Annotated in this window: 8 protein-coding genes and 1 pseudogene; 7 read left to right on the forward strand and 2 right to left on the reverse strand. The window is 47.4% G+C overall.

Annotation, left to right across the window (positions count from 1 at the left end; translation table 11 throughout):
* Positions 1-136: 136 nt before the first annotated feature.
* Positions 137-1,447, forward strand: a complete 1,311-nt coding sequence (locus tag OCV77_RS13165; RefSeq protein ID WP_262575469.1) for an alanine/glycine:cation symporter family protein — start codon at positions 137-139, stop codon at positions 1,445-1,447.
* Here the strand turns inward: OCV77_RS13165 and OCV77_RS13170 are convergent.
* Complete coding sequence (locus OCV77_RS13170; RefSeq protein WP_118798647.1) at positions 1,435-1,869, reverse strand: RrF2 family transcriptional regulator; 435 nt, start codon at positions 1,867-1,869, stop codon at positions 1,435-1,437. The genes OCV77_RS13165 and OCV77_RS13170 overlap by 13 nt on opposite strands.
* 122 nt (positions 1,870-1,991) lie before the next feature.
* Here OCV77_RS13170 and OCV77_RS13175 point away from each other — a divergent pair, with 122 nt between their 5' ends.
* Positions 1,992-3,290: an MATE family efflux transporter gene (locus OCV77_RS13175; protein ID WP_262575470.1), complete on the forward strand. Its 1,299-nt coding sequence runs from the start codon at positions 1,992-1,994 to the stop codon at positions 3,288-3,290.
* 11 nt (positions 3,291-3,301) lie between these two features.
* On the opposite strand, the gene OCV77_RS16835 is transcribed toward OCV77_RS13175, so the two are convergent.
* Entirely contained in the window at positions 3,302-3,688 is a 387-nt protein-coding gene (locus OCV77_RS16835; protein ID WP_331488880.1) for a hypothetical protein, read from the reverse strand.
* Positions 3,689-3,961: 273 nt separating this feature from the next.
* Between OCV77_RS16835 and OCV77_RS13185 the strand changes: the two genes are divergently transcribed.
* From OCV77_RS13185 to OCV77_RS13205, 5 genes and pseudogenes are all read left to right on the forward strand, one after another.
* Positions 3,962-4,741 carry a PBECR4 domain-containing protein gene (locus OCV77_RS13185; RefSeq protein WP_262575471.1) on the forward strand — a complete coding sequence of 260 codons (780 nt, stop codon included), beginning with the start codon at positions 3,962-3,964 and terminating at the stop codon, positions 4,739-4,741.
* Between the two features lie 16 nt (positions 4,742-4,757).
* On the forward strand, positions 4,758-5,435 hold the full coding sequence (locus OCV77_RS13190) for a response regulator transcription factor (RefSeq protein ID WP_262575472.1): 678 nt from the start codon (positions 4,758-4,760) through the stop codon (positions 5,433-5,435).
* A complete protein-coding gene (locus OCV77_RS13195) occupies positions 5,428-6,327 on the forward strand; it encodes a sensor histidine kinase (protein WP_262575474.1) in 900 nt (299 codons plus the stop codon). The genes OCV77_RS13190 and OCV77_RS13195 overlap by 8 nt, the downstream gene beginning before the upstream one ends.
* Positions 6,328-6,462: 135 nt before the next feature.
* A complete protein-coding gene (locus tag OCV77_RS13200) occupies positions 6,463-7,134 on the forward strand; it encodes an ABC transporter ATP-binding protein (protein WP_262575475.1) in 672 nt (223 codons plus the stop codon).
* A 15-nt stretch (positions 7,135-7,149) separates the two neighbouring features.
* A pseudogene (locus OCV77_RS13205) lies at positions 7,150-7,841 on the forward strand (ABC transporter permease); the annotation flags it as partial.

A 7,841-nucleotide genomic window follows, 5' to 3' on the forward strand; every position in this document is an offset into this window, starting at 1 on the left:
CTTCTGTATGAAATCATACCCTTCCGCTGTCATTCTACATGTCAGTATACCTTTTTCTGTCAGAAAAAGAAAGTGACATTTCTCATAATTTTTCGAAAATATACATATAATCATAAAAAAGCAGGACTCATTGCCCATGTCTGCTGCGCTTGCTATTATCCAAAAATGTAATTCATTTCTATGGGGTGGTCCCCTCCTTCTTCTACTTATGGGAACACATCTGTTCTTTTCCTTTTACCTCCATTTTCCTCAGGGAAAAACCTGGAAAGCCGTCCGGATGTCCTTTAAAGGAAAAGATGATGACCAGAATAACCTTTCCGTTTTTGCCACATTGTCCACCACTCTTGCCGCAACGCTCGGTACCGGTAATATCGTAGGTGTTTCTACTGCAGTTGCCCTTGGTGGTCCCGGTGCTGTCTTCTGGTGCTGGATCACCGGTGTACTTGGCATGGCTACCTCCTATGCTGAATGCTATCTCAGTGTACGCTACCGCAGCAGGGATAAAGCCGGTACACATGTCGGAGGCCCCATGTACGTGTTCCGGAACGGACTCCATATGCCTCTTCTTGGCAGCTTTTACGCTGTTCTGACACTGCTTGCTGCTCTCTTTGTCGGCTGCACAACACAGTCAAATTCCATGGCTGAGACAGGGAAAAGCAGCTTTCACCTTGCTCCCTCCCTGACCGGATTCCTGGCTGCCATACTGGCAGGCCTTGTCATTGTTGGCGGCATCAGATCTATCGGAAAGGTCTGTGTCCGGCTGGTTCCCGTTCTGGCCATCCTGTTTACCGGCAGCTGCCTTCTTCTGCTCTTCCTGAACCGCACCTGCCTGTTTCCGGCAATTGCACTGATCCTTAAGGATGCCTTTACCGGAAAAGCGGTCGGAAGTGGTCTGTCCGCCGGCAGCCTGATGAATGTCCTCCGCTATGGGATTGCCCGTGGATTATTTACCAACGAGGCCGGCATCGGGACCTCTTCCATTATGGCTGCCACTTCCAGCGAGGAAAGCCCTTCCAGGCAGGCCTATGTGTCCATGACTGCCGTATTCTGGGATACCGTCGTCATGTGTCTGCTGAGTGGGCTTGTCATTGTCACTAATATATTAAAAAGACCACAATCCGTACTCCATGCCTCTCAGGGTACCCTTACGGATGCGGCCTTTTCTTCTCTTCCATTTTTTGGGAATGGCTTCCTCTCCGTCTGTCTGATTGCCTTTGCACTGACCACCCTCATCGGCTGGTCCTATCTTGGTGAAAGTGCTGTCACCTATCTGACTGGCGGCAGAGGTCTCTTTCTTTATAAGGTAGCTTATATCGTTATGATCTACATAGGTGCGATCCTTCCACTGCAGACTGTCTGGGAATGTACAGATCTGATCAATGCCTGTATGGTCATCCCAAACGTTCTTGCCCTTTTTCTTCTCCGCAGGGAAATTCAGATCACATAATTATCAATCATCTCCGTCTGCCACTCGACCAGATCTGCCAGCGTTACTCTGTCTACGACTCCCTTGATCGCCTCATCCAGCATCTGCCAGAGCTTCAGCGTAGCACAGGTTTCCTGCCTGTCACAGGTATTGACCTCATCATCCAGACAGGCTACCGGTGCAAGAGAGCCTTCCGTAAGGCGGAGTATCATCCCAACTGTATAGCTTTCCGGATCTCTGGCAAGCTTATAGCCTCCCTGCGGACCGCGGATGCTTTTCACATAACCCGCTTTATTCAAGCTGGAAATGATCTGTTCCAGATATTTATCAGAAATGTCCTGTCTCGCAGCAATATCCTTGATCCTTACCGGGGCATCGCTGTCATGCAGTGCCAGATCCAGCATCAGACGCAGGGCATATCTTCCCTTGGTTGAAATCTTCATACAAAACCTCCTTTTCCCCAATTATACTACTAGTTTACTAGGAATTGCAATAGTTGACTTTTCCTGTATGGATGGGTTACCATAGATAATGTTCCCCTTTTTATGGGGAAATGGAGGTTTTTATGCAGAAAAAATACTGGGGATTTATTCTCCCCTCTACGTTATCTTTTTTATTAACAGGAATTTATTCCATTATTGACGGCATTTTCGTAGGCAGAGCCATGGGTGACATGGGACTGGCTGCTATTAATATTGCCTGGCCGCTTGTAGCACTCATCATCGCCCTTGGTACCGGTATCGGTATGGGGGCTTCTGTTATGGTGTCTTTAAACCGGGGTGCCGGCCGTGATGATGCGGCAGACCAGATGGAGGGAAATGCACTGTTTCTTCTTGTCGTTTCCTCTCTCATCCTGACCGGGATCCTCTATTTCTTTGGTTCTCCCCTGATGACGCTTCTGGGTGCTGCAGGAGAAGTGCATACCCATGCCATGACCTATCTTCACTATATTCTGTATGGTGCGGTGATCCAGACAGTTGCCAGTGGTCTGACACCCCTGATGCGTAACCGTGGTGCTGCCGTTTACTCCATGTGTGCCATGGCCTGCGGCTGTATCCTGAACATCATCCTTGATTATGTTCTGATACTTGTATTTCCATTAGGTCTGATGGGTGCCGCTATTGCAACAGTGCTTGGACAGCTTGTCACTCTGATCTTTGCCCTTTTCTTCTATTTAAAGAAAGAAAACCGGATCTCCCTTACCAATATAAAGCCCTCCGGATCCGCAGTCAAATCCATCCTTAAGGTAGCAGCCTCCCCTTTCGGACTGACTTATCTGCCTTCCGTCACCATTATACTGATGAATCTGCAGTGCACCAAATATGGTGGTGATGAAGCTGTCAGCGCCTATGCTGTCCTTGCCTATCTGGTTTCCTTCATGGAGCTTCTCGTTCAGGGTATCAGTGATGGTGCGCAGCCACTCTTAAGCCTGAGCAAGGGCCAGAATGATAAAAAAACACTACGCAGCTATACACTGCTTACCTTTGCTCTCGGTATCGGTGTTGGTATCCTGAGCGGCTCCCTTATGTTCCTTCTGCGCCATCAGATCCCCGTTTTCTACGGTACCTCTGATGCAGCAGCAGAGCTGATCATCCATGCTGCACCTGCCTTTTCTCTTGTTATGGCTCTTTATGGACTGACCAAGCCCTCTGTTTCTTACTTCTATGCAACAGAGCATCTGAAGCAGTCCAGTACTCTTGTTTATGGAGAGGTTCTGCTGACAGTCGGTACCATCCTGACACTGCCAATCGTCCTTAAGCTAGATGGCGTATGGTTTACCATGCCCTGCGTACAGGTGGTCCTGTCCGTACTGGCAGTTCTGTTCCTACTGACCCATAAAAAAGAAATTACACCTTCAGAATGAAATTAACTGATTCAGCCATCGTACCAATCCGCTAATCTTTTAAGCAAATTAACAGAAGGGTTCCGTGTTCCATTCTCAAGTTTCTTTGGCATAGATTCCCTTACAATACGCTTAAATCTTGAAAGACCTTTCTCTTTCACATTTGCCTGATAGGCTGTACTCTTCCTGTATGATTTCTTACCCGTTGTTTCTGCTGCTTTTGCTCCAGCAATCTTAGGACCACGTTCTACTGTATAGAAGTTACTGCCCTTTATCCTCGCTCCTTTTGGCTCATGAGAATGAATCTTGGCTTTCTCCTTTGTGTGAATGACCATAGGCTTGTCATCCACTTTTTTATCTTCAATGTTCTCACCTTCTTTCGGAAAATTTCTGATTAAATCTTTATAAACTCGTTGCATAATTTGCTTCGTCTGTATATACTATAGTTAGTAGATGGGCTATATGCCTATCATGTGGACTGACACATAAAATCCGAAATTCTTTCCAGACTTCGGGTGCCGGACAGTTGGCTGGCAACGGAAAAACCAGTTTGCTTATCGGACTTCGGGTGCCGATCAGTTGGCGGACAACAGAAAAATCAGTCATTAAAGGAAGGTGTCATCTGCTACGGCAGACGAACCTTCCTTTTAAATTTGCCAAAATACCATTTAGATATAAGGAACTTAATGCTTATGACTAAGAAACAGGCTATTGCCATCATCACCAAGTGTGCAAAACAATACCAGCAGTATTTAGAAGGTAATCAGGTTGTTTTTGTCTATCGTGACGAAAACAATAAGTCAAACCATACTGCTGTAAGATTTCATTCGCATAACTTTCTCCACTTTACAGGAGTCACTCCAAGAACAGGAATGAATGCAAATGGCTTCTATCGTGCTGCCCTGAATAATAGGTTAACAGGCGAAGATGTTGCCCTTGACGATAGCTGGAACTATACCGACATCCTCTGGAACGGCATACAGGCTGAAAAGGTTCAACGGGCATTTGAGAAGCTGAATTACCGGGAACAGACCTTGTTTGAAAAGCGTCTTGCGATTTGCATAACCTGTGGGCGTGTCGGCTCATGGAAAGGCCGCCCCACCTTCGAGGAACTGGCAGTTATGTTTGAGGGCAGCACTGCCAGCGGTGCAGAGCGAGCCTACCGGAAAGCGGTGGACAAACTGGCAGAACTGCTGGTTGCCGAAGGTGCGCTCCATGCCGTCCGACTGAAACAGAAATCCAAGACTAAGCGCAAAAAGAAAATCACCGCCGCAATCTACGAATACCAAGCAGACTGCGACGGCGAAAGGGGCGAGATTCAGGTTGATTTTGAGAACGGCACAGCAGAAATAGTCCGGCTTGCCGATTGGGATACGATAAAAACCAACCGCTTTGCGAACAAGGCCGTAGCCTATCTTCTAAACTGTGAGAACGAAAAATTGCCCAAGGAAACGATAGTGGCATTTGAATAACGAAGGAGTGAGATATATGGAGCAATTACTGATTGTTGAAGATGATATCGGTTTGAATCAAGGGTTATGCAAAGCGCTGAAAGCAGATGCTCGGCAGATCATTTCCTGCCAAGACCTAAAAACGGCGAAGGAACAGCTGCTTTGCGGCGGTGTATCCCTGATCCTGCTGGACATCAATCTGCCGGATGGCAGTGGGCTTGAGCTGCTCCGGGAGGTCAAGGAAAACATGCCCGGAGTTCCTGTTATTCTGCTGACTGCCAACGACACCGATCTGGACATCGTAGACGGACTGGAGAGGGGCGCTGATGATTATATTACCAAGCCCTTTTCTCTTTCGGTTTTGCGGGCAAGGGTGAATACCCAACTGCGAAAGCAAGCGTCAAACCATAAAAATGCGCCGTTCCATATGGATCTATTTCACTTTGACTTTGAGGCTATGACCTTTTATGTGGGAGATTCAAAAGTGGAATTGAGCAAAACAGAACAAAAATTACTGCGTCTGCTTGTTGAAAACCGAGGCCGAACCATGACCCGTGGAGACCTTGTCGACCGGATCTGGACAGATGGCGCAGAATATGTGGATGAAAATGCTTTGTCTGTTACGATCAAGCGTCTGAGGGATAAGCTTGATGCACAGAAATACATTAAAACCGTCTATGGAATCGGTTATAGCTGGGTGACAAAAGATGAATAAAACCGGTATTGTGATCATACTGCTGTGTTTTCTGGCGGCGGCAGCTGTTGTGTTATGGGAGCGGAGAAAGACCAGAAAAACGATGGAAGAAATCGAAAGGATGCTGGACGCTGCCATGACCGGCTCCTTTTCTGAAACCAATTTTGATGAAAGCCAGCTGTCTGCATTGGAAACGAAGTTTGCGCACTATCTTTCCGCAGCAGAAGCATCTTCTCGAAATGTAGCGCAGGAAAAAGACAAAATCAAAACCTTGATTGCGGACATCTCGCACCAGACAAAAACGCCGATTGCAAACCTGCTGTTATACAGCGAGCTTCTGAAGGAGGAAACTCTGCCTGCATCGGCGAAGGCAAATGTGGAGGCGCTGTACAAACAATCGGAAAAGCTGCGATTTTTGATCGATTCTCTCGTAAAGCTTTCCAGACTGGAAAACGGGATCATTTCACTCACCCCTCAGCAAGCAGCGCTGCAGCCGCTGCTTGAAAGTGTGGTAGAACAATATACTGCCAAGGCTTCTGAAAAAGGATTGTCTTTGCAAATGCAGGATACAGATGCTTTTGCTGTATTCGACTTCAAATGGACAGCGGAAGCGCTGGCTAATATCGTAGACAACGCCATCAAATATACAGAGCATGGCACCATTACTATTTCTGCCGTAAGCTATGAAATGTTTGTAAGGATCGATATATCGGATACCGGTTCAGGCATCCCGGAAAATGAGCAAGCGAAGATATTTGCTCGCTTTTACCGCTCAAATAGTGTGCAGAAACAAGAAGGGGTCGGCATTGGCTTATACCTTGCCCGACAGATCATATCCGGCGAGGGCGGTTATATCAAGGTTGCTTCCGTTCCGGGAAAAGGAAGTACGTTTTCCATATTTCTGCCGAAATAACAACAATTCTATCAAAACTGTTAGATTTCATTTTCCGCCGGAAAGAATGTGGAAAGATTCCTATGCGATAATCTGTATGTATCAAAGGATCATTTCCTTTCATACATACAGATTTTTTCATGGAGGTACTCATTTATGGAAGTTTTACAGGCAAAAAACCTGAAAAAGATTTATGGCTCCGGCAATAACGCAGTTCATGCGTTGGATGGAGTTGATTTAAGTGTAAAGAAGGGCGAATTTGTTGCAATTGTCGGCACATCCGGCTCCGGCAAATCCACGCTGCTGCACATGCTGGGCGGGCTGGATCGCCCTACAAGCGGCACGGTCATGGTGGACGGACAGGATATTTTCTCCCTAAAGGAGGAAGCGCTGACCATCTTCCGCCGCAGGAAAATCGGCTTTGTGTTCCAAGCATATAATCTTGTTCCGGTGCTGAATGTGTATGAAAATATCGTTCTACCCATTGAACTGGACGGTGGCAAGGTCAATAAGGATTTTGTTGAGCAGATCGTACAGACCCTCGGACTGGAGAAAAAGCTGGATGCTCTGCCTAATCAGCTTTCCGGTGGTCAGCAGCAGCGTGTGGCAATCGCTCGTGCATTGGCGGCAGCTCCGGCTATCATCCTTGCTGACGAACCGACAGGCAATCTGGATTCCAAGACCAGCCAAGATGTATTGAGTCTTTTGAAAGTCACCAGTCAAAAGTTCGCCCAGACAATCGTAATGATCACTCACAACGAAGAAATTGCGCAGATGGCAGACCGCATTATCCGTATCGAAGATGGACGGATCGTCACCAAGAACTAACAGGAGGTGGCGAAGATGAATGTCAAAAATCGAAAATGTATTCGAAAACTCAGCTTAAAATCTCTTTATGCGAACCGTCGTCGCAATCTGATCGCCATTTTTGCCATTGCGCTGACAACGCTGCTATTTACGTCCATGTTCACCATTGTCTTGTCGTTGAACGCCAGTTATGAAACCTACCAGTTTCGGCAGGTAGGCGGCTATGCGCATGGCACCTTTAAGGATGTTTCCCCCGAGCAGGCGGAACGCATCGCTGCCCACCCAAAGGTAAAGGCTACGGGGGCACGGAAGGTAATCGGTATCACTGCGGAGGGGGTCTTTGCCAAAATACCGGCAGAGATCAGCTACATGGATGCCAACTGCACTAAATGGAGCTATGCAACCCCTACTATCGGACGGATGCCCGAAAGCGGCAAAGAGGTAGCCATGGATACGGCAGCGTTGCAGCTGCTTGGCGTAACGCCGGAGCTGGGCGCCGAGGTCACGGTTTCCTATTCCATTACGGACAAGGATCAAACCGCCTTTACTGTAACAGATACCTTTACGCTGGTGGGCTATTGGGACTATGATGAACTAATGCCTGTTCATTACATCAACATCAGCCGTGATTACGCAGATGACATCGAAGCGCAGGCAGTGAAAACAGGTTTACAGCCTTTCCGCACCGATTTGAATGTCATGCTGGCCTCCGGCACAAACATTCAAGG

Origin of the sequence: Suilimivivens aceti (assembly GCF_025567405.1) — a bacterium.
In the GTDB taxonomy this organism is placed as follows: Bacteria; Bacillota; Clostridia; order Lachnospirales; family Lachnospiraceae; genus Suilimivivens; species Suilimivivens aceti.

Excerpts from the sequence above, each read along its gene's own strand:
- OCV77_RS13190 (WP_262575472.1), top strand. The coding sequence starts at position 4,758 with ATGGAGCAATTACTGATTGTTGAAGATGATATCGGTTTGAATCAAGGG.
- OCV77_RS13195 (WP_262575474.1), top strand. The coding sequence starts at position 5,428 with ATGAATAAAACCGGTATTGTGATCATACTGCTGTGTTTTCTGGCGGCG.
- OCV77_RS13200 (WP_262575475.1), top strand. The coding sequence starts at position 6,463 with ATGGAAGTTTTACAGGCAAAAAACCTGAAAAAGATTTATGGCTCCGGC.
- OCV77_RS13175 (WP_262575470.1), top strand. The coding sequence starts at position 1,992 with ATGCAGAAAAAATACTGGGGATTTATTCTCCCCTCTACGTTATCTTTT.
- OCV77_RS13165 (WP_262575469.1), top strand. The coding sequence starts at position 137 with ATGTCTGCTGCGCTTGCTATTATCCAAAAATGTAATTCATTTCTATGG.
- OCV77_RS13185 (WP_262575471.1), top strand. The coding sequence starts at position 3,962 with ATGACTAAGAAACAGGCTATTGCCATCATCACCAAGTGTGCAAAACAA.
- OCV77_RS13170 (WP_118798647.1), bottom strand. The coding sequence starts at position 1,869 with ATGAAGATTTCAACCAAGGGAAGATATGCCCTGCGTCTGATGCTGGAT.
- OCV77_RS16835 (WP_331488880.1), bottom strand. The coding sequence starts at position 3,688 with ATGCAACGAGTTTATAAAGATTTAATCAGAAATTTTCCGAAAGAAGGT.